We start from the raw sequence: 24384 nt of genomic DNA, 5'->3' as shown, positions 1-24384 counted from the left end.
CAGGAATCGGCCCTACGAGTTACTTACGTATTCAAAATTTCACGAGCTCTGGCTCTGATATAAGCTAACTCAGCTTCGCTCAAATTGCAGTACTCACTGTTTTCTTCTGTGGTATTGGCATCCTGGACATACATCATGATTGCATCTTTCTCCATGATCGTATAGAACCAGATGTCCTGAGGCACATTATACACTTTGCCTGCTTCCATTCTGATCAGTTCGATATCGAATTGATTATCCTTACGATCTGCAACAATGAGGATCGCTTGGCCATGAACCAAGATGAATTGCTCATCAGTTTCACGGTGAACTTCCAAGCGGTACAGCCCGTTGATATCGTTGTCCGGTTTCCAGTTCTTAATGCATACCAGCCACTTCTCGTTTCTATAAACGCACTGAATCCCTTGTCCTTCATGTGCATAGATGTCCGCTTTCATTGGTGCCTCACTCCTTCTCCTAATGTTCTCCTAAGCGCTCCGCGAACCAGGCTCGCGCGTCCCTCATCGCTATTTCCGGCTCCAAAATATATCTTCGGTCCAGCAGTTCCAACCCCAGGTATCCCTTATAGTCGATTTCATTAAGCGCCTTCAACACTTCATCCATGTCTAACTTGCCTTCACCAGGCACAAGATGCCCTCCGGGATTGCCGTCAACAAAATGTACATGGCTTAAATCATCGCCCAGTTCCCTGATGAAATCGTGGATAGTATCCTTGCCCGTGGTCGCCATCACATCCGTATCCGCAAGCCCTTTCAAATTCGGGCTGCCAACCTCGCGTATCATCTTAGCAATGTGCGCTGCTCGGTTGAACACGTGCGTGGAATAGAAAGTGAATGCTTCCATAGGAAGAAGGACTCCCTCCTTCTCAGCGGTTTTGCAAATCTCGCTCAGAGATTCCTGACACCATTTCCAGGCTTCATTCTCGTCGGCATCCAAATAAGCGATTCCGGTTGTCACCAGGACTTTGTCACATTCCAGAAGTGCAGCAGCTTCAATATGTCTCTGGAAAAACGCCACGCTTCTTTTGCGGTATTCCGGATCCGGATGACTGATACTTACCGGATATACATGCTGTTCAGGCGTTAAACAGATGACCTTTAGCCCTCTCTCTTTGATTTTATGCTGAAGCGCCTTTACGTCTTGTGGTGTAAAATAGTCCAGATGAAAATGCGGCCCAGATGCCCATAATTCAATATTAAGAAATCCGAGCCGCGTGACGGAGTCCAAAAAGTAGTCCAGGGAGTATCGTTTGTAGTGATAATTCGCAGCTGCGACCTGTGATAACTGAATCATGCGGGAGCTCTCCTTTCCTCGCCTCTCATATTAAAGCGCTTCCAATCAAAGTAGCCACGGTCACGGATATGAGTGTATTAATCAGTCCAGGAATCATAAAGCTGTGATTGAGCACAAAGCGTCCAATTTTCGTCGTGCCCGCCGTGTCGAAGGAAATAGCAGCTAGACACTGGGATGCAACCGGCAGGAAGTAGTTGGCATTCACCGCCATCCAAGCCCCGATAATAATGTACGGAGGCAGGTCCAATGCGATCGCAATCGGCACCATAATTAACGTTGTGGCTCCTTGACTTGTCGTTAAAGCGGCCACGATAAACATGATCACGGCCAGCGTCCACGGGTGTCCGTGTACAATGGAGGTTACATGCTCCTGGATGAAATCGGTTTGTCCATTGATGAAGGTGCTGCTCATCCAAGCCAGTCCAAAGGCACATACCATCGCCAACGCCCCAGCCCTGAATATCGGTCCGTTCAGAATCGTTTCAATCACCGGACGTCCAAAGATAATAATTAATGTGGCGCATACCAGCATGATCATTTCGATCGTGTATGGCATCGATAAAATGACGGTTTCTTCGCCCTGCCCCCAGGATGGACGCAGCTCTGTAAACATGCCCATGATCACAATCAAAAGAACTCCCAGTAAGAATATTGCAACCGAAGACTTCGCTCCTTTGGAAGCTTTCTTACTCTCGGCTTGTTGCGTTTCCGGTTTTACGATTAATCCCTCCGCCAATCTCCGCAAATACTCAGGGTCATCCGCCAGTTCTTTCCCTTTTCGGATTGTGAGTATCGCACTGGTCAATACACCCAACAGCGTGGCGGGGATTGCAATCGCCAGAATCGTGCCGAGACCAACGCCAAGCGGAGCCATAAAACCGATCATCGCTGCGGTTGCTGCGGAAACCGGCGAGCATGTAATGGCCTGCTGGGAAGCAATGATGCTGTTTGAAATCGGCCGCTCCGGTCTGATTTTGTTATCAATGGCGAGCTCATTCATAATCGGCAGTAAACTGTAGACAACATGTCCCGTTCCCGACAAAAAAGTAAACAACCAGGATATGACAGGCGCTATAATGGTGATATTTTTAGGGGATTTCTTCAGCATTTTCTCCGCTATATGAACGAGGAATTGAAGGCCTCCGGAGGATTGCAGTGCGGAAGCCGCCAGCACCACCGCTAGAATGATCAGCATGACATCAATGGGAGGCGCAGATGGCTGGACATTAAAGATGAAGACAAACATCGCCACCCCAACTCCGCCAAGCAGCCCCATAAACACATCGCCTTTTCTAGCGCCGAAGTATATCAGGATCATAATAATGAGCAGTTGAAACCAAAACACGAGTATTCCACCTCCTATTGAATGCGCTTACACGCAGCCGATGCAACATTATATCATTGGGGTTCCATAGCCGAAGGCGCCATGAACCCGGCATATCTTCGCAGCAAATATGGAGCCCTTCTCCATGCTTGCTTTGATCTTGTCCAGCATCTCATCGTCCTGGCCGGAGAGAATCTGTCCGTCCCGTGAGGCTCTGATCATCTCTACAATAAATGCAGTTAAATAGGAATCCCCTGCTCCCATCGTATCCACCGTATCCGTCAGCACTGCCGGCTGGTAGATCCAGTGATCCTTATAAAGGGCGTAGGAGCCGTTTTCTCCAACCGTTCCAATCACCATTGTCGAGCCAAGCTGCTGTGCCTTCCTCATCTCCTGTTCCCGTTCCTTCTCGGACAAATGGCTGCAGGATAGAAATGAAATATCCACATAAGGGCATACTTGCTGCAAATAATCATCATTCCAGCGGACCGAAAAGTCATAGGAAATAGGGATTTGACACTTCCTTAGAATCGCCAGATCCTGCTCGATATAGCTGTTTAGACTGGTATGGATCACAGAAAATTGTCGAATATATTCCAGATCCTCTTCTGAGAAGTCCCATGCTCTCTCCTTGGCAATCCCGCCTTTGTTCGAGCCGAGAAACACGCGGTCTCCCTCTTCCAGCGTGACCCGCGCATATCCGTTCTCTCCTTCAAAGATCCGGCTTCGGGAATGTTCGATCTCCAATTCATCCAACACCTGCTGAATGTATTGAGCGACTCGATCGTTTCCGAATTTGCCCAAATACGCTGACTCCATCTCGTTCATTCGGGCATACGCGCTAAAATTCAGAGCATTTCCACCAGGGTACATCATTCCCTGGTGGACATATTTATCTACGACATTGTCGCCAATGCCGATAACCTTGTATTGTGTCATAAGATATCCCCTCTTTAATACTCAACCTTCCACATATATCTGCGTGTCGTAAGCGGGTGCTCTCTTTCAATGGCCAGTGCTTGGTTGTATACCGGATATACATTGTTGAACAAGGAATGGTTGAAATAATCGACCACAGAGCTATCAATGGTAGATAAACCCAGATCCTTCGCGTCCAATATTTCCACTCGCTTGGCATAGCGGTTCAGGAAACGAAGCGCCCGTTCATCCAGAGCTCTGGTGCTGCCTTCGGAAATTTGAAGGACAAACGGTATTTCGGCGTCCGTAATTTCAAACGGTCCGTGGAAAAATTCACCCGAATGAATGCTGGCCGAGTTAATCCACTGCATTTCCATGAAGATGCAAATGCTCTCCATATAAGCCGCTCCAAAGCCTGCACCGCTTCCCATCGTATAAATCACTTTATCATCCTTGTGATTTTTCGCGAACGTAAGCGCGCGTTTTTCAACATGCTTGCAAGCGTTTTTAACGATGTGGTCGATTTTGGCTACGCCATCCATGAATGTATCATAATGAGTGTATCCTTCAGTTTGATTCAGAATCTCGACCGCAGTCAACAGGGCTTTAATGGTTTTCTCTCCAGCGATATCCTTGCCCTCGCCAAAGGTATACTTAACGACATAATCCGCATGCTCTGCAATCGGGGAATCGGTGATCCAAGTTAGCGCAATAACTGGAACTCCCGCTTTTTTGCCAATCTCCGCTGCTTTAACCGTTTCGGGTGTATTCCCCTTGTGCGATGCGACAACGAGCACCGAATTCTCTCCGAAGGCTCTAGGCGTGTTATGCACAAACTCATTGCTGTTGTACAGCCCTACTTTAATCTCAGTTGCTTCGGTCTCAAGAAACGTCTTTGCAGGATAAAACGCGCCGTAAGAACCTCCACAAGCTGCGTAGTATACTTGTTTAATACCGCCCACATCTTTTTTATCCGATACAATTTTTTCGATAATTTCTTTTATTTCCATATTCTTCTCCTTTGTATGATACATATGTTGTATCCAACAAAATCACCGGTGATTTGTATTGGAATGTTTCGTACAAAGAATAACACAAAGTAATACATGAAGCAATAGCGTTTTTTTCTTTTTTTGATGGAGATGATCGCGAAAGCTCGATGCGACCGCAGTATGTGCTGTTCACATATTGTACATTTTGTTATAAAATAGAAACATCAAAATAAAACAATATAATACATGACATTGTTCGGAGGTAATACTGATGGTCGATCATTCTGAATCCGCCCCTTTATATAAACAGCTTCAAGATAAAATTTTGGAATCCATTCATTCGGGTGTCCTGAAGCCGGGAGACAAACTCCCGACGGAGCTCGAGTTAAGCGAGAGCAATAACGTAAGCCGCGTCACGGTCCGGGCTGCCTTGGATTCGCTGACTTCTGAAGGTTACCTGGTTCGTATTCCAGGGAAAGGTACATTCATTACGAAGGACAGAATCAAGAAAAATGTAGCGGAGACCATTGGTTTTAGCGATACCTGCAGACTGCAAAATAAGAAGCCTGGCGCTAAAGTGATTAAATCGGTCATTGAAGATGCAACGATAGCAGATCAAGAACATCTGGGGTTACAACCTGGGGATAAAATCATCAATATTGAAAGAATCCGATATGCGGACGATGTCCCGGTATCCGTCGAGTATACACGCCTGCCTTCGTCTTATTCCTTCTTGCTGCAGGAGGATTTGAATCACAAATCTCTGTACGAAATTCTAAGAGATAAATACAAAATTGCCTTTGGCATATCGCGAAAATATATCGTGATGGAATACGCTTCGTTTGATGTAGCGACTTACTTGAATATTGAAGAGGGTCACCCGCTCCTCTGCATACGAAGCACCGTCTCCAGTCCGGACGGCAAGAAAATTCATCGCTCGAAGCAATTGATATTAGGGGATCGGTTTGAGCTGATTGTATGAGGCCCTTAGGGTTATACCTTGGGACAAGCGGGCCCTTAAAGGATGGATTTGTTCTAAGGAGGAAATGACTGGGGCCTTCCATGATTTCCGTGTATGTTCCTTCGCGCTTTTTGTGTACTGCACAAAGGACTCTGCCAATATAATCGGTATGACTATAACTTCTCTAAATATCAAGGGAGGAAAATAAGGCCATGCCGATACGACCGCCAATGTTACAGCCCGGAGACACGATAGGAATCGTCACCCTGGGCAGTCCGCTTGATGCAAGCACGATTGATGCACGGATCGAAAATGTGAGGGCGATGGGGTTCAACGTGGTGCTCGGGCAATATGTATATGCGCAAAACGGGTTTCTTGCCGGTACCGATCAGCAGCGGGCCTCTGACCTGATGATGATGTTTCAGGACGAGCGGGTGAACATGATTCTGCCCACGCGAGGCGGAACAGGTGTAGCCGGCATTCTCCCGTATCTCGATTTTCAAGTGATCCGACAATCCCCGAAAATCGTGACCGGCTACAGTGATATTACGGTGCTGTTAAACGCGCTCCATCAATATGCCGATTTAGTCACATTCCACAGTCTCCTGCTGATTGATTTCAAGCCGGAAACGCCGGCTTACAATTTTGATCAGTTTTTTGCCGCGACTTCCCTCTACACCATGACGAGAATGATCGAGAACCCGCCGGGGATGCCGCTGATTAGCCGGGTGGCAGGCAATGTGACCGGTCCGCTGGTGGGCGGTAATCTGACCTCCTTTGTCGATACGCTCGGCACTCCTTATGAGATCGATACCCGCGGGAAAATCCTGGTGCTTGAAGACACTCATGAGCCGACCAATACGGTCTACAGATACTTGAATGATCTGAAGCTTGCCGGGAAGTTCGAGGACTGCATCGGCATTATGATGGGTGAATGCACGGGCTGCCTGGCCGCTTACGGCACTTCGTATGAAGATGTCATCAATGAGTTCCTCGTTCCTCTCGGCAAGCCGCTGATGACGAACCTGGCCACCGGACACGGCTTGTATAAAGCTGCATTGCCGATTGGGGCAACCGTTAATCTCGATACCATCAACAATACGATTACCATCGTCGAGCCTACCGTCAGTGCAACAACTTGAGGACAATTTGCCGCTGCGATATCACCGCCTGATTCCTGTAGCTAATCCATCCGCTTCGCAAATGCGCGATCCGCTATATAGAGAAGCAGCATATGATAGGCAGCCCCGATGCCAAACGTCACCGCTGCCAACCCCGACTCCCCGGAGGCTGCCTGCAGATAGCTCTCCGATGGCCAGTACGTCGGGAGGATGATGCCAACCGCCTGCCAGGGGCCCGGTACGAAGAAGACCAGGACAGGTCCAACAAACAGCAGTCCGCACAGCTTGGACAGCGCAAGTCCCTCCACCTTATTCGCAGCGAACGCGGCCAGAAACAAAGCGATGCAAGGTGCCTCAGCTGATGTCAACAGCAGAGGATACAGCATCTCAACACGCACATCGGCGATGCCGCCAAAGAACAAATACACCGCCGACATCAGACATGCGAGCCCACTCGGCAGGAGCAGCCGATAACGGTAATATCCTTTGCGCGTTAGCGGTGTTACTGCGAAATAAGCAATCAGATTCTCATCGCGTTCATCCAGCATCAACAGTCCGGTCATCACACCGGCCAGCAGCGGAATGACCGTCAGCAACAACATCGCGGCGAATTCGGCATGCGACATTAGATCGAAGGCATAGCGTCCTTCTACCCATACGGAAAGCGGTCGAAATAGATAGCGTACAAAAACAAACACAGCCAGCGGTCCAATTACACTGGCCAGCAGCATCGGATCTTTCAACATTTGCCGAATATCGTTTCTCAACAGCGCCCGGGCGTTCATCATGTTAGGTCCGCTCCTTTTCCAATCCGCGCCAATACCCGCCGTTCAAACGACCGGTATGCCCAGCCATACGCTGCGGCGACGCCCATCGATAATACAACCAGCGCATACAGATATTCCTCGATCATTACCTGTTCATGAGCCGCACCCAGCAGCACAAGTGAGCCTTGCGTAGGAAAAATCCGGTATAGCGAAGAAGATCCAATCTGGAACAGGCCGAGCAGCGGTACGGCCAGCGGCAGCGAGTACAGCTGTGACAGCCAGATAAACCCGTTCATGCTGCGCGCTCGCGCCACGATCCCAATGGACAACAGCGTAAACAATGCAGACGTCAGCAGCACGCCTAATGTGAATGGAACGGGAGCTGCTGGCAGGCCGATGGCACACACTTGAATCCCCCATGCTGAGACCGTCGAAATCGCTGCGATGGACAAAGCCTTGGCAAGCAAATATTCATGTAATCGCAGGGGCGTCACAAATAGGCTATCATGCACGCCTTGATCCTTCTCAAGCAGCACGATTCCGCCGGCAAGAATCAAGCCAATTGCCCCAGGATCGGAAAAAGCAGTGCTGTCCTCTCCTTATAATCGGGCGATACATAATAAAGCAGCAGCACATATAAAGCGCTCACCAGCACATACACGGCATAAAAACCATGCCGGAACTGAAAGCGGATATCGTAGATCAATGCGTTCATCGCTCTCATGTCAGGCTTCTCCCCGTTGTGTCCATAAAAATCTGCTCCAGCGTCGCTTCCTGAGAGTGCATCGTCTCCACCGGGTAGCGGTTGATCAGCTGCAAAAAGGCAGCGTTGCCCCCGATGCCATCAAGCTCGAATTCTTCAGCTGCGAGCTCCTCACCCTTGCGGTACTCGACGCGGACCGTCTTACTCCCTTGCCTGAGCATCAGCTGACGCGGGGAATCGATCAGCTTGATCTGTCCGTCCACGATAAAAGCCACCCGGTCGCAAAGCTCTTCGGCGGCCTGCATATGATGCGTGGTGATCAGCACCGTCGTCCCTTGTGCCTTCATCTCCAGAATCAAGTCCTTCATGAGCCTGGCATTCACAGGATCAAGTCCGCTCGTCGGCTCATCCAGAAACAGCACTTGCGGGCGATGCAGGATGGCCCGGCAAAAATTAAGCCGCATTTTCATGCCTTTCGACAGCTGGGACACTTTGAAGTTGGCGGCGTCCCCAAGTCCTACCCGTTCCAGAAGACGACCCGGATCCTCGGTGGGAACGGAATAGAGCGACCGGAACAGATTGAGATTCTCCATGACAGTGAACTTGGCATAGAAGTTAGGAAACTCAAACCCGACACCAATACGTTCATAATAATCAGGGCTTATGCGGCGAAGCTCCTGTCCTAACACCTGCACGCTTCCGGCATATCCTTTGAGAACACCGATCAGAATCTTCTGTGTTGTGCTTTTGCCGGAACCTGACGGACCGAGGAACCCGAATATTTCTCCACGACCGATGTGAAAATCAAGACCGTGGAGCGTCTTTCTCGCCGCCCCCGGATATGCGTACTCCAGCCCCTTCACTTCAATCATGGCTCAGCCCCTCTTCTTCCCGGCTCGCATACATCCCGTCCACAATTAATCGCACAAGCAGCTCCGTCGTCTCGTCGTAGATCATTTCTCCAATCTCCTGCTTGTGCAGGGACAGCAGCACCAGCGAACGGAACATGCTGACGATCAGCTCCGGCCTTTCTTTGCGTAAAATCCCGGCCGCCTGCCATTTACGGACGACATGCTGAAGCGCGTCCTGATCCTCCGCGAAGTTCTGTTCCAATTTCTCCGGCGGGAGTTTTCGAACAAGTCGCTGCAGCTCGCCCTGGAAATACATCGTCCGAATGAGGGCGTTCTCTGACATCAGTCTGAACGATTCGCTAATAAATCGCCGAATGCTCGCCTTCGTGACGTCCCCAGCCTCGGCCCATTCCAGCAGCTGCTCGCGAATCAGCGCCTCCTCCGCCAGCAGCAGCTCATAGAACAGCTCTTCCTTGGAAGCGAAAAACAGATAGAAAGCCCCTTGGGAGATGCCCGTCGCTTTGGTCAGATCCTCCACACTCGTTTTCCGGAGTCCTCGAGCCTCGAAGCTGCGTTTGCCCTCCTCCATCAACTTTTGCCGAATCCATTGCTTCTCCTGCTCATTAAATTTTCTGGGCATACCCGACCTCTTCTCAAAAAAATGATTATGTGAATAAATTTATTATATATTCACAGATTAAACCAGTATGATTACATCGTCAACCATAATGCGCCAAAAGGTGATTCTTTTTGGCCAAGAATCCCAGCCAGAAATCCCAACCAGAACCCCCACCAACACCAACACCAACACCAACACCAACCCCTAACCATAAACCTTCACCAGTCCCAAAAAGCCACCCTCGAAGCCAAACGGACACCCGATGATCCAATACCATGTTCTGTTCAGCACAAAAAAGAGCACGCGATTCACCTTATCCTTGCAAAGTGACAATCGCGTGCTCTGCTATTGCGTTTAGGCTTGCTTGGTCTTCAATTCCAGGGCATAGACCGAGGTCGGACGAAGCGGATACCCTTGCTGCCATGCCTCTGCCGGGAGTACACGTTTCCGGCAGGTAATCCGTTCCGGCTCAAATACGGAGTTGATCTCTTCGAAAGAATCTCCCGTAATTTCATACAACAGCGCATCCCCAAGCGGCTCGGCACCCTCCAGCTTCAGCTCGACCTTCACTTCCTCGAGGCTGCGGTTGACCATAAATACGGTGATGACGCTGCCGTCCTCATTGGTGCACGCCGTGACGTCCAGATCCGGCAATGCATCCAGATTGAAAGGGGCCGGCTTGTTCGAGCGGACAGAGAATGTCCCGCACTTGACCTCGGCCGGAAGCGTCCGCCGGATCTCCCGGTTCGCGTACAGCTTCAATACTTCGTAGGTCGGCGTTCCGTATATCGTAAGGGCACGGCCGCTCCATCCCGGCACTTTGCCGCAATATTGATCGGCATAGTAATCGCCCACGCGGATGCAGCCCCCGAGCCAGCCGTTCACCAGGTCGGAGTAGCTCCCGATATGCACGGTATCGCTGGCCCGCAGCATTTCGTTCAGGTTGGCCGCGTTGGCTACCGCTGCTCCCAAGGTGTGTTCATCCGGGAGCCCCTTGCGCACGGTGTTCGGGTAGAACATCGTATTGTACTCGGTAATGGCCAGCTTCACATGGCGATGCTTCTCATTCGCCTGAATGCGTTCGACCGTCTGCCGAATATCCTCCCGGGTCCATTCGGAGTAAGAGACGATCGCCTTGTACCGCTCTTCGGCCGGCGTTCTCCGATCCATGCCGAATCGGCCAAATCCGTGGTACAAATGCAGCGTCAAGTAATCGATGGACTCCCCTGCAATGTCAAGCACCGCCCGGTTCCAGTCCTGATCGGTATGCCCGCAGGCCAGTATAACCACTGACGGATCGGCCTCCTTCATCGCCTTGGCGAAGGAAGCACAGCGCTCGGCGAACCGATCCGCAGAGCAGGTGCCAACCTGCCAGTCCCCCCACACCTCGTTGCCGATTTCCCAATAACGGACATGGTAAGGTTCCGGATGGCCGCTTGCCGCCCGCTTGGCGCCCATCGGGGTATCGATCCCCCCGTTGCAGTATTCCACCCATCTCGCCGCTTCCTCCGGCGTGCCCGAGCCGTCGTTCACGCAGATCATCGGCTCTACCCCGAGCTCGCGGCAGAAGCGGATGAACTCGTCTGTACCGAAATATTTGTTCGTCCATCCTCCCCACGCTTCATTGTACATAACCGGCCGTTCCAGCACCGGGCCGATTCCATGCTCGAAGTGGTAAGCGCTGATATAGTTGCCTGCCAGCCGCATCATTCCGGCATTCAGATCTCTGGTCATATCCATCACTTCACGCTTGACATAGCCGATGCTGTCTGCGGGCAGCAAGGATACATGATCCAGCCACAGCATCCCGGTGGACACATGATCATGCCACCTCGGGTGATCGGCCGGGACATACACCCGGATTTCCGCATCCGCGCAGGCGCGCGATACGTTCAGTGTGGCTTCGTACTCCTGCCAGTCATGGCTAACGAGGTCGATGCGTTCAAGCCCTAGCCGCTCCTCCGTTTTCCGGTCCGCTGCCTCCACAATAACATACTTCAGCTCGATCGATGCCCGTGCAACCAGCTTGACCGTGTACTCCATCGGCCCCTTGAGCGCTGCCTTCTGGGCGATCCCTGCATAAGCCTCATCATCACTTGAAATCCGGACGCGCACCGCCCGACCCGAATGCCTCGGAGCCGGCGCCTCCTGCGCATATTTCGTATTCCGTCCGTTCGTGTAAACGTTCCAACTTCCGGACACCGCTGTCCTTCCGTCCGCATCGCTTTCGAAATCCATATCCTTGAGCGGGAAGGCCAGCATCGCGTCCATATGGTCGCGGATATCCTCTACGAAATGCCCGAACAAGTATGGATGAATCGTATGCTTGCTGGGCTGTCTACCGTCGATCGTTATCGTTGCGTTTGCGTTCAAGCGAATCCCTCCTGGCCGTTTAACCTTTAATGGAACCAATCATAACCCCTTTAACAAAATGCCGCTGCACAAACGGATACATGATGAGCACCGGCAGGCTTGAGACGATGATGACCGCATACTTGATGCTCTCGGCGAGCAGCACCCGATCCTCCAGCCCGACACTGCCATCGACGGCGTCCGATTGGCTGATCAGCAATATTTCCCTCAGCACCAGCTGCAGCGGATACAATTCTTCGCGCCGGATATAAATGAGCGCATTAAAGAACGAATTCCAGTGACCTACCGCGTAGAACAGAACCATTACCGCCAGAATCGGCTTCGATAGCGGCAGAATGATGCTGATGAGCAGCCGCCAATTGGAGCAGCCGTCGATATGAGCTGCCTCCTGCAGCTCCCACGGAATGCTGGACTGGAAGTAAGTGCGCATCACGATCAGGTTGTATGTCGATACAGCACCTGGAATAATGAGCGCCCACATCGAATCCACCATCCCGAGGTCCTTGACCAGCAGGTAAGTCGGAATCAGGCCGCCGCTGAAGAACATGGTCAGCGTAATAATCAGCATCATCCCTTTGCGCAAAGGGAGATCCGGACGCGAGAGCGGGTACGCCGCCAGCAGCGTCATCAAGATGTTGATCACCGTTCCGACGGTGGTGTACAGAATCGAATTGGCATACCCCCGCCAGATTTTGTCGTTGTGCAAGATGTTGGTGTAAGCATCAAACGTCACGTCTTTGGGCAGCAGCCACACTTCTCCGCCGAGCACCTTGGCCGGATCACTAAACGAGGCGCTGACCACAAACAGCAGCGGATACAGCACAATCACCATAATGACTGCGGCGATGCCATAGACAACGATATCAAACCACCGTTCGTCAGACATGGCGACTTTCGGTTTCTTAACCGCATTTCGCTGAGACATGGAGCTCCTCCCCCTTTACCATAGACTCGTCTCCGACGTTTTGCGCGCGAAGCGGTTCACCATCAGCAGCAGCGTCAGGTTAATGACAGAGTTGAACAGCCCGATGGCCGCCGTATAGCTGTATTCCCCTTTTAATATCCCGGTTGTGTACACAAATGTGGAGATCACATCGCTGGATTCAAGGTTGAGGTTGTTTTGCATCAGCAAAATTTTCTCAAACCCGATATTCATGAACTGCCCTACGTCCAGGATGAGCAGAATGACAATGACCGGCACGATGCCAGGCAAGGAAACATGCCAGATGCGCCGCAGACGGGAAGCTCCATCCATTTTGGCCGCTTCATACAGCTGCGGATTGATGCCGCTAAGAGCAGCGATGTAGATGATCGATTGCCAACCCATGTTCTGCCATATATTCGAGCCGATAAAAATCGTCTTGAACCAGCCAGCCGACTCCATGAACCGGATCGGATCGCCGCCGAGCGCCTGGATCAGCATGTTGATCGGTCCGTTTGCCGACAGCATGACAGTCAGGATCCCTACGATAACAACCACGGATATAAAATGCGGGATATACGTCACATTTTGCAGCCACTTGCTGAAGGTTTTGCTGCGAATTTCGTTCACCAGCAGCGCCAGCATAATCGGAATCGGGAATGCCAGCAGCAAGGAGAATAGATTGATCGTCAGCGTATTGCGAAGCAGCCGCCAAAAATAGTAAGAATCGAAAAAGCGCGTAAAATGTTCGAAGCCCACCCACTCGCTGCCGGTAATCCCTTTGGCCGGGTTGAAGTTCTTAAATGCAATCTGCAGCCCGTACAGCGGGCCATAGTGAAAAATCAAATACCAAACCATCGGCACCAGCAGCATCAGATACAGATCATATCGTTTGGCCATCTGCACGAGCAGACGGCTGCCGCGCTTGGGACGGCTGGTAGACAGATCGGCCCCCGCAGGGGCCTCCTTGATGTTCATGAGCATCCACTCCTTACCAACGATGAACTCGCTTATTTCTCCATCTTGTCGTAGGCGTCCTGATACAGCTGCTGAAGCTCATCGATCTTCATCTTCTTCAACGTCTCCTGGAACTCTCCCCATTTGTCAAAGCTGAGGGCGCCGGCGATAAACTTCGTGCTTTGCTCCTCATAGTACTTGTCGATGTCATTGCGGAGAATGTTGACCTGCTGCGCGGTCTGCTCATCAAACATCGGTGCCGCGTAGCGGACCTCCGGCATGAACGGATCCAGCTTCTTCTGGGCTTCCTGCACCTGCGGCGGGTTGATGTACGAAGCAACCTGCTCGCTGATCAGATGCGGCGCGCCACCACCGGCGTATGGGGTGATCTTCGGCTGTGTCTCCGAAGTGGAGTACGCTTCCTTGTAGTACGGAATGCCATCCTTCAGCTCATAGTGCTCGCCTTCGCGGCCAAACCGCAGCAGCGTCGAGCCTTCGTCGCTATAGAAATAGTCGATCCAGCGCATCGTCACTTCCGGGTAGTTGTTCACCGAGGTGATGGCAAAAGCGCCAAAGTCGCGCGGCACTGGCGACGCCTGAGCCTGCATCCGGTCTCCGTGAGGGCCGGCCGGCGGCGACATGCCTTCATACTGATCGGCAATCGGCAGGAAATTGTTGTTCGTCTGATCGAAGAACACCCCGGTCTGGCCCGAGCCTTGTTTCGCCAGATATTGCGCTTCTGTATGCGAGAACACTTCCGGATCCAGCAGCTTCTCGGTATACAGCTTGTTGAGATACATCAGCATCTCTTTGTTGCGCTCGCTGCCCATCCAGATTTCCACCTTGTCATCCTCGATGTTGATGTTATAGCCAAGCTGCTGATCCAGGCCGAACGACCCGCTCATCATCGTGACGATATGCAGCCCGAGGCGGGCGGTCATCGGAATTTCATCCTTTTGTCCATTGCCATTAGGGTCTTGATCGCGGAAAGCAACCAGCACATCGTACAGCTCATCGGTCGTCTCAGGCATATCCAGATTCAGCTTCTCCAGCCATGCCGTGTTAATCCACTTCTTGTCCGTCCGTGCCGAGCCGAGTGTCACGATCCCCGGGATCGCGTATATATGCCCTTCCGGCGTCGTAATTGCCGCGCGGATCTCCGGGTACTCCTCCATCAATTGCGTAAGGTTCGGCGCATATTCCTCAATCAGACCCTCCAGCGGAATAAGCTGGCCGCCAGCTCCGTAGCGAACCGCTTCCAGCGGTGACAGCGAAGAGCGGTACAGCGCGTCAGGAAGCTCGTTGGAGGCGAACAGCAGGTTTTTCTTCTCCTGGAAGCCGTCTGTCGGCGCCTCGATAAATTCCACCTTCACATTGCTCATCTGCTCGTAATCCTGAAATACCGGCATTTCCTTGAACGTCCCGTTCACCGGCGCGATCCGGGTAAACATTTTGAGCTGAACCGGCGCCTCGACAATCGGGAATCCTTCTTTCTTCACCTCAGTGGCCGCTGACCCTTCCGGTGCAGCCTCCTTGCTGCCTGACCCTGAACTGCAGCCTCCCAGCACCAGCCCGGCTATGAGCATCAGGCTGACCGCCGATTTCCCCCACTGTTTTCGTACCATGTAGTGACCTCCTTTTTTCTATGAGTGCGAATGATTTGTAAGCGTTTTCTGTGTTGGTGTAATCATTATAGTGCAGCCATTTCGGCAGCAAATTATAAAAATATGACTATTTACTCCACATATTTGATTTGACGGTCATTTTCTCCCGAGCCGGTTCACATACGCGTGCGGCGTCATGCCGGTCATTTCCTTGAACACCTTGAAGAAATAGTTGTACGTGCCGAAGCCGACCTGACTGCTGATCTGTTTCACGGAATATTGCCCGCTCTCCAGCAGCTTGCGGCTCGCCTCAATCCGCACCCGATTGACGTATTCGGAGAAGGTGGACCTCGTTTCCTCTTTAAAAATCCGGCTCAAATACGAGGGGCTTAGACCGATCGCTTTCGCCGCCAGCTCCAGTGTGATGTAGCTTGGATATTGCTCCAAAATGAGCAGGATCGCCTGCGATACATGGCTTGAATAGGGACCGCCGGCGCGCTGACGCCCGAGCGTCTGAAGCAGCGCTTCATAGTAGCTTTGCAGCCATTGCTCCAGTTCGTCCATGCTGTCAATCCTCCCTAATGCTTCACGCACAGGCATGCTGCCTGCTGACATGTCTTCATCGTGCAGCAGCCCTTTTTCCAGCGCCTTCTCACCGATCGACAGCAGTTCGCTGACCATCATTTGCACTGGCTGGGAATGGACCGGTTGTCCGCGAATGGACGAGAAGATCGAGGCAAGCAGCTGCTGCGCCCTTTCCTTGTCCAGATTCTCAATGGCAAGCAGCAGCCGTTTGTGCTCCTCAATCGTCAGCGAGATTCGCTCACTGCCGCGCCAGGGCTTCTCTGAAGGCGAGCCGGCATCCAGCAGGCGCTCGGCCGATCTGTAGCTCGCCTCGATATTGCGGAGATGACCGCACACATGCCCGATGGCATACGTGCATTTCAGGTTGAGGAACAGCTCCAGCGAATGCCGGAGCTTGCTCATCAACCGGGCAGCTTCGCTTGCCGCCGCCTGTTCGCTGCGATCCCGGAACGCAAAGATCGCTGCAAGGCGGCCGTTCTCAACATAGGCCGCCATCCGATCCGGCGGGTCCCCGAGGCTTTGCTGCATCAGGTCTACCACCTGCTGAACCAGGCGGTTCGTCTGGACGTCGCTGCGGGATTCTGTCAGCAGCCGGAACGAGACGATTTGGACCGCCGCTGTCACATAACTGACCGTATCCGTAAACACTCCGATCTCACGCGTATAATGCTCCAGTGCCTGAATGGCCCCCTCTTTTCCCTGCATCAAGTCCGACAGCGACTCCCGCAGACGCAGCAGATAGCTGCTTCCCTCCGGCGCCTGAGAGACGCCCCGGGTGCCTGGGCCGGAAGAAGGCTGTACCTCCAGCGCCGCTTTGTGCAGGACGGTCATCAGCATCTGTTCATCCAGCCGATGCTTGAGCAAATAATCGACCGCTCCGTTCTTTAAACATTCGCGCACATAATCATAATCGTCATAACTGCTAAGCATGATGGTCCGGACATGCGGATACTGCAACCGGATCGCCCGCTGCAGCTCAACCCCGTTCATCCCCTGCATATTGACATCGATGATGGCAATATGCGGCCGGGTCCGCTCAATCAGCTGCAGCGCCATCTCGCCGTTATATGCTTCGCCCGACAGCTCGAATCCATTGCTCTGCCAGTCGCCCAAGGACCATACATGCTGATGCACCAGCGGTTCATCATCTACCAACAACACTCGATACATCCTATCCTACCTCCTTCGTCTCAGGACCCGATGAACTCATCCGGGGAATGCGGATTTCAACCTTCGTGTACAGCCCTTGCTCGCTGTACAGTTTAATTCCGTACATCTCGCCATACATGCGTACAATCCGCTCATGCACGTTGCGAACCCCCATGCTGCTGAACCGGGAGGGAGGAACGTCTCCCTGACCGGCCAGCAGACCGTCCATCTGCTCCCGGGTCATCCCCTTCCCGTTGTCCATAATGTCGATGTTCAAATCCCCGTTCTCGCCGTATACACGAATGAGCACAAATCCGCCGGAGTTCGATGTACCGAGCCCGTGCATAAGCGCGTTCTCGACGATCGGCTGCAGCGTCAGCTTCGGCATCATGCATTCAAGCAGCGTATCATCCTCCACCTGGATATGCACCGGCACCGGCTCCATAAACCGGTATTTGACAACCGCGACATAGCAGGATACGTAATCAAGCTCCTCCCGCACCGTCAGATATTCATTCGCGTTGCCAAGCACTCCGCGCATCAGCTCAACAAGCGAGCCGGATACCTCTTCGATATTGGGCACCCCGTTCAGCTTGGCCAGATATTTGATCGTGTTCAGGGAGTTGTAGAGAAAATGCGGGCGAATCTGCGCTTGAAGCGCGGTCAGCTCCGCCTCCCGCTTCTCCTGTTCGCTAATGCGTATCCCCTCCATCAGCCGCTTCAGCTCATCCACCATGCCGGTGAAGACGCTGTACAGCTCGCCGATTTCATCCTTCGTATCAATTTCGGTTCTCGGAAAGTCCAGATTCCCGTCCTTCACCCGCATCATCATCGTCTTCAGACGGCGAATGTTGAGTGTCGTGCGCGAGGACATTTGCAGCGCTCCGATCAGCACCACAAGCATCACGATCGCCGACACTTCAATCATCAGATTGCGAACTCTGACGGATTCGCTCAGCAGTGAATCAAGCGGCACCAGCGCCCGCGTGGTCCAGCCTGTATAGTCGGAATGGCGAGTGACCACGATATAAGATTTGCCGTTGATGCTCTGCTCCGTCGCTTCTTCCTGCCCCATCGCCTCTGGCTGCGAGTAGATCAGCTCTGTCATGGACGGGGACAGCTCGGAAGGGGCCGATTCCGACTGATAGACCAGTTCCATCTGCTCGTCTAGCACATACAGCGTGCTGTCAGCGGTCGGCTTCACGCCGTAAGTATTTCGAATGAACTCGTAATTCAGGTCCACCATGACGACGCCAATCGTTTCGCGATTATAGCGAATAACCCGCCCGACAGAGATGGCATCCTTCGTGCCCGAACGCTTGAAATAGGCGTGGCGCTCTCCGTTGCGCAGCATGTAATCCATCGCCTGGGTATCCAGAAACGTGCGGTCGATCCACGGGCTGCCCGAGAAGAATACTTTACCGTTCAGCCCGATAACGGCAATCCTTGAAATGTAAGGCTTGTAGTCGATCAGTCCTGACAAAAACTCCGTAATCCGCTTCTGCTCCTGAAACCATTCGTAACTGATCTCCTCGTTCGGGCTTAGAATGGTGTCAATCACCGTGTTTTCATTGGTGACTGCTACGGTATTCAAACGATCGATCTCCCGCAGCATCACATTCAGGGATTCATCAGCCTGCCGGATGCTGTCCGACACCGAGGTGATCGCATTCTGCTTGATCGTCTCCCTCATGTTCATATAGACCAGGCTCGTTACCGACACGATCGACAGAAGCGTCAGCAGCCCGAAGGCGATAAAGATCTTTCCTTGAATGCTCAGTCGCGGCGAAATCCACTTTCGCAGCGTAGCCATCATATGCCCCACCTCCCGCGCATGGATGATACCGCTTACAATATTGGCAAAGCTGCCGCTTCACTTATTTCCGGCAGCTCGCATGACCAGCGGCGGAACTTGATAATAAATTTTGAACGCCCGGGTAAATGTGTACAGATTCGGATACCCCAAAGACAGCGCGATCTCCGTCACGCTTGCATCCGTTTCGATAAGCAGCCGTTTGGCCTTCTCCATGCGAATGGATTGCAAATATTTCTGGGGCGGCACGCCAACCTGACTCGTAAACACATTGGAAAAATATGAGCGATGCACACCCGCAAACGAAGCGACTTGCTGCACGGAAATGCCTTCGGTCGCATGCAAATCCATAAAGGCCATGCACTCGCGAATCCAGCTGGAAGGCTCATCGGCATGTACAGGCGCCGTATCCGGAATGATCCCCGCAAGAAGCTCGCACAGGAGCCCTTGCAGCTCGAGCGATACGGACGGGTTCCAGCGCTCCACACGCGACAGCGCCCCAACGATCCGATCCATCGCGCTCCGGACGCGGGGGGTGACAAGCTTCTCGCCATAAGGTCTGTCCGGCTTCACGCCAGCCAGCTCCAGCAGCGGCTTCACCCGGCTGCCATCGATCGCGAGCCAGCTCATTTGCAGCAACGGATCTGAAGGCAGAACATAGTAATCATAGGTACGGCCTGGGAACAAGCAGAACAGATCACCACGCTGCAGTACGGTCTTGTTCCCCTCATATTCCAGGCACAGCTTCCCCTCAAGCACAACATGGATGCTGTAGCACTCGATTCGCTTCGGCCCGACTTTATAGTTCGGCTTCGCCACACTGCGCCCGGCCCGGACTGGCCACAGCTGCGCTTCTTTATCCAGATATCCGGGCGTGTAATAGATAAACTCGGCATACTCCTGCTCATATTCCTGCCACATTCCGCCCACCCTTCCTTCGCACTATTTGATAAAAAGATAACAAAATGACAAACAAGATGTAACAGAACGCCATTTAAAAAATACGGTTTATTAAATAACATCATAATAGGAGGGGATGAATTTTGTCTAGTAAACCTAACATTTTACTAATTACCAGCGATCAGCAGCATTGGAACACCATCGGTGCATTTCAACCCGAAATTTCCACGCCGAATCTGGATCGGCTGGTGCGGGAAGGCACGACGTTCGGACGGGCCTATTGCCCCAACCCGACCTGCACCCCGAGCCGTTCCTCCATCATCACAGGCATGTATCCTAGTCAGCACGGGGCATGGACGCTCGGCACGAAATTGCTGGAGGACCGCCATACGGTAGGAGAGGATTTCAAGGAAGCGGGTTATGAGACTTCATTAATCGGCAAGGCGCATTTCCAGCCGCTAGCCGGGACGCCGGAATACGAATCGAAGGAAGCCTATCCGCTGCTGCAGGATCTGGACTATTGGAAAGGATTTCACGGGCCATTTTACGGCTTCGATCATGTGGAACTGGCGCGAAACCATACGAATGAGGCTCATGTCGGGCAGCACTACGCCTTATGGCTGGAAGAGCAGGGCTGCACGAATTGGCGGGACTATTTTCTGCCGCCGACCGGCACGATGGACCCCGATCAGACCTACAAATGGCCGATACCGGAGAAATATCATTACAACACCTGGATTGCGGAGCGCACGAACGCCCGTCTGGAGGAGCATAAGAAGTCAGAAACGCCGTTTTTCCTGTGGGCCAGCTTCTTTGACCCGCACCCGGAATATTTGGCCCCTGAGCCATGGGATACGATGTATGATCCGGACAAGCTGACGATCCCTTCGCTCGTACCGGGCGAGCATGACCGAAATCCCCCGCATTTTCAACTGACACAGGAGGAAGAGCCGGACTTCTCCCACCTGATGGAGACGGGCTTCGGCATCCACGGCTACCGCTCCCACCTTGACTACGAATACGGAGCGAAGAAGAGGCTGACGGAATACGACAAGAAGAAGCTGGTTGCCGTCTACTACGGCATGATCAGCCTGATGGACAAATATATCGGGCGCATACTCGATAAGCTTGATGAGCTCGGTTTGGCGGATAACACACTAGTTGTGTTTACGACGGATCATGGTCATTTCTTCGGGCAGCATGGCCTGCAGGCCAAGGGCGGTTTTCATTACGAGGATTTGATCAAACTTCCGTTTATCGTCAGGTACCCCGGCCATGTGCCGGCAGGAAGACGCTCGGATGCTATTCAGTCGCTGGTAGATCTCGCGCCAACCTTCCTGTCGTTCTGCGGGCTGCCGATTCCGGGCTCGATGTCGGGTGTCGACCAGAAGAAGGTGTGGCTCGGTGTCAAGGAACGGGCGCGGGATCATGCCATCTGTGAATTCCGTCATGAACCGACGACCATTCACCAGAAGACGTATGTCGATGCAAGATATAAAATCACGGTCTATTACAATCAGACGTACGGGGAAATTTTCGATCTTCAGGAGGACCCGGGCGAGCTGCATAATCTGTGGGACGAACCGGGCTACGAAGGGCTGAAGGCGGAGCTGTTGCTTAAGTATGCCTGGGCCGAGCTCGGCAAGGAGCCAATGCCGATGCCGAGGATTCACCATGCTTAGCAGAACTTTAAAAAGGCGGGAGCCCTCAGGGGCCTTTCGCCTCTTCTTCTCTGTAGTTCTATTCCGGCACTAGAACAGGACAATGCCGGCAGCCGCCGACAGCACAATGACGGCAAATGGATGCAGCTTGTATTTGATCACCAAAGCGAGACAGCCTGCTGTAATCAGCAGCGTCCCCGCAGTGGACCAGCTGATCCAGGGCTCGCTGCGCCCGCCCAGTCCAAAGTGAATCGCAGCGTAAATGATGAGCCCCGTGACGATCGGACGCAAGCCGTAAAATGACGACTTAAACCATTCATTGCCGTTCAGTCTGAAAAAGAAAGCTGTCACAGCAACAACGATGACTAAGGATGGCAATATGATGCCGATTGTCGCAAGAACAGCGCCCGCTATTCCCGCTTCCGCATACCCGATCAGCGTGGCGGCATTCGTTGCAATGGAGCCCGGAGCCATGCCGGCGAGCGCCACGATCTCCTGGAATTCCGACGGGCTTGCCCAGCCTCTTGCCTCCACCTCCCGCTGAATGAGCGTTAACACGGCGTAACCGCCGCCAAAGGAGATGCTTCCGATTTTGACAAAAACCCAAAACAGCTGCCACAGCATGGATGATCACCCTTCAGATGTAATATTCGGGGAAATGAAGTTCCCGCTTCTCTTCGGCCTGCTGCTTCTCGGTCCGAACTTTCATGCCGGCTCTTCGTTTCAGCTGCACTACGGCAATGCCGGCGATGGGTCCGCCCAGTATCAAATAAAACGAATGGATCGGGGTAAATAAGAGCAGCGCTACCGTGCCTGCTGCAATCAGAAGTGTAGGCGTATCGAGAATCGACGATTTCCACATTTTGAACGCGGCTACGATAATCAGAGCGATGACCGCAGCGTGTACCCCTTTAAGTGCCGCAATCACTTTTACATGGTCTTTGAACACCATGCTGAGCAGGCTAAGGAGGGAAACGATAATAAAAGTAGGCAGAGTGATCGCCGCTACTGCTACTACAGCTCCTGCTATGCCACCGAGGCGATAGCCGATGAAGGCCGCCGCATTGACGGCTACGCCCCCGGGAGCAGAGCCCGAAACGGAGATCATGTCCGCCATCTGCCTCTCGTCCATCCAGCCTCGTTTCTGCACAATCTCCCTCTCCAGTGTTGCGATCATCGCATAACCGCCGCCAAAGGTAGAGGGCCCTATTTTAAAAAATGCGCAGCCAAGCTGGCCAAGCCGTTGGATGCGCTGGACCCACGCCTCGTGTGCCATCATCAGAGCCTCCCCCTTTCCTCCATTTTCATCCTGACTTCTATCCGTTCTTATAGAGAAGCTTCTTCAATTATAGCACATTAATTTCATTTTGGAATAAAGTTATTGCCCAAAATGCTCAATCACACCAAAAAATTGGCAGTCCCATCATAAAAAGCGTAATATGGAGATGAAGTAAATTTAAATTTGGAATTAAGTTGATTATTCTGATAATCTTAGCTGGAAATCACTTGATATAATCGCTATACTGGTTTTATCCCGACTAAAACACTTGGAAATGGAGCGCGCGTTTATGATTACTCATTCCAATCGTTCGATAAAAAAGCAGGTCTTTGATCGTATTTCCTATCTCGGGACTGTTTCCAAAGCGGATTTATTACAATACTTTTCCATAACGAGCAGCAGTATGACACGTCTTCTGGAGGAAATGACCGCCCAAGGGATCATCGTTGTCTCAGGTCTCGGAAGCTCCACGGGCGGAAGAAAGCCGATCCTGTTCCAGACCAATCCGAGTTATCGCTATTTGCTCGGGCTGGACATTTCCCGGATTCATTCCGTCCTGGGACTCTATGATATGCATCTCAATCCCCTCTCCCTGACGCGCTGGAAGATGGACGACGCGATGTCGCCGGAGCGGCTGGTCGATGAGGTTGCCGATGCCGTTCACCGCTTTCTGACCGAGCACGGCATTTCAAGCAGCGACGTTCTTGGCATGGGGATTGGCGCAGTCGGACCGCTTGATCAGCAGGCAGGCATCATTATGGAGCCGGAGTTCTTTCCGGCTCCCTCCTGGAAGAATGTACCGATCTGCCAGCTGCTATCAGAGCGGCTTGACATGACGGTGAAGCTGGACAATGGAGCGAATACCGCTCTGATGGGCGAGCACTGGGCGCTGAGAAACGAGCGCATCCAGCATGCTCTCTATGTTCACGCCGGGGTGAATATCCGGTCAGCCGCCATGTCCGGCGGTCAGATATTGCGCGGTGCCGTGGATACCGAGGGCGCCATTGGGCAGATGATCATCCAGGCGAATGGGCCAAGACTGCGGGATAACAGCAATTATGGCGCACTGGAAGCTTTTGTATCGGTGCCGGCCCTCGAGGAACGAATCCGCACCCAGTTGAAGATCGGTCGCAAGAGCGTGCTCTCCGGCATATCCCCGGATCACGTCAACTTCGCCACGCTCGTGGATGCACTTGACCAGGATGATCCGCTCGTGAAAGAGCAATTTACGGAAACCGCCGCCTATCTTGGCATCGGACTCGCCAATCTGATCAATGCGCTCCATCCCGAATACGTAATTCTTGGCGGCCCGCTTGTCGGGGCTCACCCGCTCGTGCTGGACACCGCCCTGGAAATTGCCAAGAAGAACACCTATCATTATCCGGAATACAGCCCGGTGTTTACCCAAAGTCTCCTGCTGGACGAGGCGGTCGCCACTGGAGCTGCCGTCATGATGATGCAGGCATGGGATGGGGAATAAAAGAATAATCGTTTATTTCATTTCGGATTAAAGTCTAGCATACATCTCCCTAATTTTTAGCCAGGGTTGGAGATGAAGCGCTTTAATCCGAATCTTTTTGTGCTTTTGACAT

General features: G+C 52.5%; 23 protein-coding genes. 4 read left to right on the top strand and 19 right to left on the bottom strand.

All coding sequences use genetic code 11. The annotated features are described in order from the left end of the window. Nucleotides 1-23 precede the first annotated feature (23 nt). The 5 genes from MKX64_RS18490 to MKX64_RS18470 are packed head-to-tail and all read right to left on the bottom strand — an operon-like array spanning nucleotide 24 to nucleotide 4545. Entirely contained in the window at nucleotides 24-437 is a 414-nt protein-coding gene (locus MKX64_RS18490; RefSeq protein ID WP_341036958.1) for a cupin, read from the bottom strand. A gap of 19 nt (nucleotides 438-456) precedes the next feature. Next, nucleotides 457-1293: a sugar phosphate isomerase/epimerase family protein gene (locus tag MKX64_RS18485; protein WP_341036955.1), complete on the bottom strand. Its 837-nt coding sequence runs from the start codon at nucleotides 1291-1293 to the stop codon at nucleotides 457-459. A 25-nt stretch (nucleotides 1294-1318) separates the two neighbouring features. Next, a complete protein-coding gene (locus MKX64_RS18480) occupies nucleotides 1319-2638 on the bottom strand; it encodes an anaerobic C4-dicarboxylate transporter (RefSeq protein WP_341036953.1) in 1320 nt (439 codons plus the stop codon). A 48-nt stretch (nucleotides 2639-2686) separates the two neighbouring features. Beyond that, on the bottom strand, nucleotides 2687-3556 hold the full coding sequence (locus MKX64_RS18475) for a fructoselysine 6-kinase (RefSeq protein ID WP_095264148.1): 870 nt from the start codon (nucleotides 3554-3556) through the stop codon (nucleotides 2687-2689). Nucleotides 3557-3570: 14 nt separating this feature from the next. Further along, on the bottom strand, nucleotides 3571-4545 hold the full coding sequence (locus tag MKX64_RS18470; RefSeq protein ID WP_095264146.1) for an SIS domain-containing protein: 975 nt from the start codon (nucleotides 4543-4545) through the stop codon (nucleotides 3571-3573). Between the two features lie 253 nt (nucleotides 4546-4798). Here MKX64_RS18470 and MKX64_RS18465 point away from each other — a divergent pair, with 253 nt between their 5' ends. After that, a complete protein-coding gene (locus tag MKX64_RS18465) occupies nucleotides 4799-5509 on the top strand; it encodes a GntR family transcriptional regulator (protein WP_095264144.1) in 711 nt (236 codons plus the stop codon). A gap of 191 nt (nucleotides 5510-5700) precedes the next feature. Then, nucleotides 5701-6630, top strand: a complete 930-nt coding sequence (locus MKX64_RS18460) for a S66 peptidase family protein (protein ID WP_095264143.1) — start codon at nucleotides 5701-5703, stop codon at nucleotides 6628-6630. A gap of 41 nt (nucleotides 6631-6671) precedes the next feature. On the opposite strand, the gene MKX64_RS18455 is transcribed toward MKX64_RS18460, so the two are convergent. From MKX64_RS18455 to MKX64_RS18400, 12 genes are all read right to left on the bottom strand, one after another. Then, complete coding sequence (locus tag MKX64_RS18455) at nucleotides 6672-7397, bottom strand: hypothetical protein (protein WP_341036950.1); 726 nt, start codon at nucleotides 7395-7397, stop codon at nucleotides 6672-6674. Further along, a complete protein-coding gene (locus MKX64_RS18450; protein ID WP_341036948.1) occupies nucleotides 7394-7933 on the bottom strand; it encodes a fluoroquinolone export ABC transporter permease subunit in 540 nt (179 codons plus the stop codon). Before MKX64_RS18450 ends, MKX64_RS18455 begins: the two co-directional genes overlap by 4 nt. Further along, entirely contained in the window at nucleotides 7930-8100 is a 171-nt protein-coding gene (locus tag MKX64_RS18445; RefSeq protein ID WP_341036947.1) for a hypothetical protein, read from the bottom strand. Before MKX64_RS18445 ends, MKX64_RS18450 begins: the two co-directional genes overlap by 4 nt. Next, a complete protein-coding gene (locus tag MKX64_RS18440) occupies nucleotides 8097-8951 on the bottom strand; it encodes an ABC transporter ATP-binding protein (protein ID WP_341036946.1) in 855 nt (284 codons plus the stop codon). The genes MKX64_RS18445 and MKX64_RS18440 overlap by 4 nt, the downstream gene beginning before the upstream one ends. Continuing rightward, nucleotides 8944-9570, bottom strand: coding sequence for a TetR/AcrR family transcriptional regulator (locus MKX64_RS18435; protein WP_341036945.1), 627 nt, complete (start codon nucleotides 9568-9570; stop codon nucleotides 8944-8946). The genes MKX64_RS18440 and MKX64_RS18435 overlap by 8 nt, the downstream gene beginning before the upstream one ends. Before the next feature lie 333 nt (nucleotides 9571-9903). Further along, complete coding sequence (locus tag MKX64_RS18430) at nucleotides 9904-11922, bottom strand: alpha-L-arabinofuranosidase C-terminal domain-containing protein (RefSeq protein WP_341036944.1); 2019 nt, start codon at nucleotides 11920-11922, stop codon at nucleotides 9904-9906. Between the two features lie 19 nt (nucleotides 11923-11941). Continuing rightward, nucleotides 11942-12847 (bottom strand): carbohydrate ABC transporter permease, encoded by a 906-nt coding sequence (locus tag MKX64_RS18425; protein WP_341036943.1) that lies wholly within the window; start codon nucleotides 12845-12847, stop codon nucleotides 11942-11944. Between the two features lie 15 nt (nucleotides 12848-12862). Next, on the bottom strand, nucleotides 12863-13822 hold the full coding sequence (locus MKX64_RS18420; protein ID WP_095264130.1) for an ABC transporter permease: 960 nt from the start codon (nucleotides 13820-13822) through the stop codon (nucleotides 12863-12865). Nucleotides 13823-13854: 32 nt separating this feature from the next. Further along, nucleotides 13855-15426, bottom strand: a complete 1572-nt coding sequence (locus MKX64_RS18415) for an extracellular solute-binding protein (protein WP_341036941.1) — start codon at nucleotides 15424-15426, stop codon at nucleotides 13855-13857. A 135-nt stretch (nucleotides 15427-15561) separates the two neighbouring features. Further along, a complete protein-coding gene (locus MKX64_RS18410; RefSeq protein WP_341036939.1) occupies nucleotides 15562-17160 on the bottom strand; it encodes a helix-turn-helix domain-containing protein in 1599 nt (532 codons plus the stop codon). Between the two features lies 1 nt (nucleotide 17161). After that, nucleotides 17162-18955 (bottom strand): sensor histidine kinase, encoded by a 1794-nt coding sequence (locus tag MKX64_RS18405; RefSeq protein ID WP_341036936.1) that lies wholly within the window; start codon nucleotides 18953-18955, stop codon nucleotides 17162-17164. Nucleotides 18956-19012: 57 nt separating this feature from the next. After that, the gene (locus MKX64_RS18400) at nucleotides 19013-19873 is read right to left on the bottom strand and encodes an AraC family transcriptional regulator (RefSeq protein ID WP_341036935.1); all 861 of its coding nucleotides are present in this window, start codon (nucleotides 19871-19873) and stop codon (nucleotides 19013-19015) included. 122 nt (nucleotides 19874-19995) lie between these two features. On the opposite strand from MKX64_RS18400, the gene MKX64_RS18395 reads away from it, so the two are divergent. Continuing rightward, nucleotides 19996-21534, top strand: coding sequence for a sulfatase family protein (locus MKX64_RS18395; protein ID WP_341036933.1), 1539 nt, complete (start codon nucleotides 19996-19998; stop codon nucleotides 21532-21534). A gap of 69 nt (nucleotides 21535-21603) precedes the next feature. Here MKX64_RS18395 and MKX64_RS18390 read toward each other — a convergent pair whose 3' ends face one another. Both MKX64_RS18390 and MKX64_RS18385 read right to left on the bottom strand, forming a co-directional pair. Continuing rightward, nucleotides 21604-22137 carry a chromate transporter gene (locus MKX64_RS18390; protein WP_095397732.1) on the bottom strand — a complete coding sequence of 178 codons (534 nt, stop codon included), beginning with the start codon at nucleotides 22135-22137 and terminating at the stop codon, nucleotides 21604-21606. 13 nt (nucleotides 22138-22150) lie between these two features. Next, complete coding sequence (locus tag MKX64_RS18385; RefSeq protein ID WP_230875676.1) at nucleotides 22151-22792, bottom strand: chromate transporter; 642 nt, start codon at nucleotides 22790-22792, stop codon at nucleotides 22151-22153. Between the two features lie 289 nt (nucleotides 22793-23081). On the opposite strand from MKX64_RS18385, the gene MKX64_RS18380 reads away from it, so the two are divergent. Then, on the top strand, nucleotides 23082-24272 hold the full coding sequence (locus tag MKX64_RS18380; protein WP_095397731.1) for an ROK family protein: 1191 nt from the start codon (nucleotides 23082-23084) through the stop codon (nucleotides 24270-24272). Nucleotides 24273-24384 lie beyond the last annotated feature (112 nt).

It is taken from the genome of Paenibacillus sp. FSL M8-0334 (genome assembly GCF_038000405.1).
Lineage (GTDB): Bacteria > Bacillota > Bacilli > Paenibacillales > Paenibacillaceae > Paenibacillus_AQ > Paenibacillus_AQ campinasensis.
The sequence above is the reverse complement of the archived record's forward strand: the minus strand, read 5'-3'. Positions and strand labels throughout refer to the sequence as shown.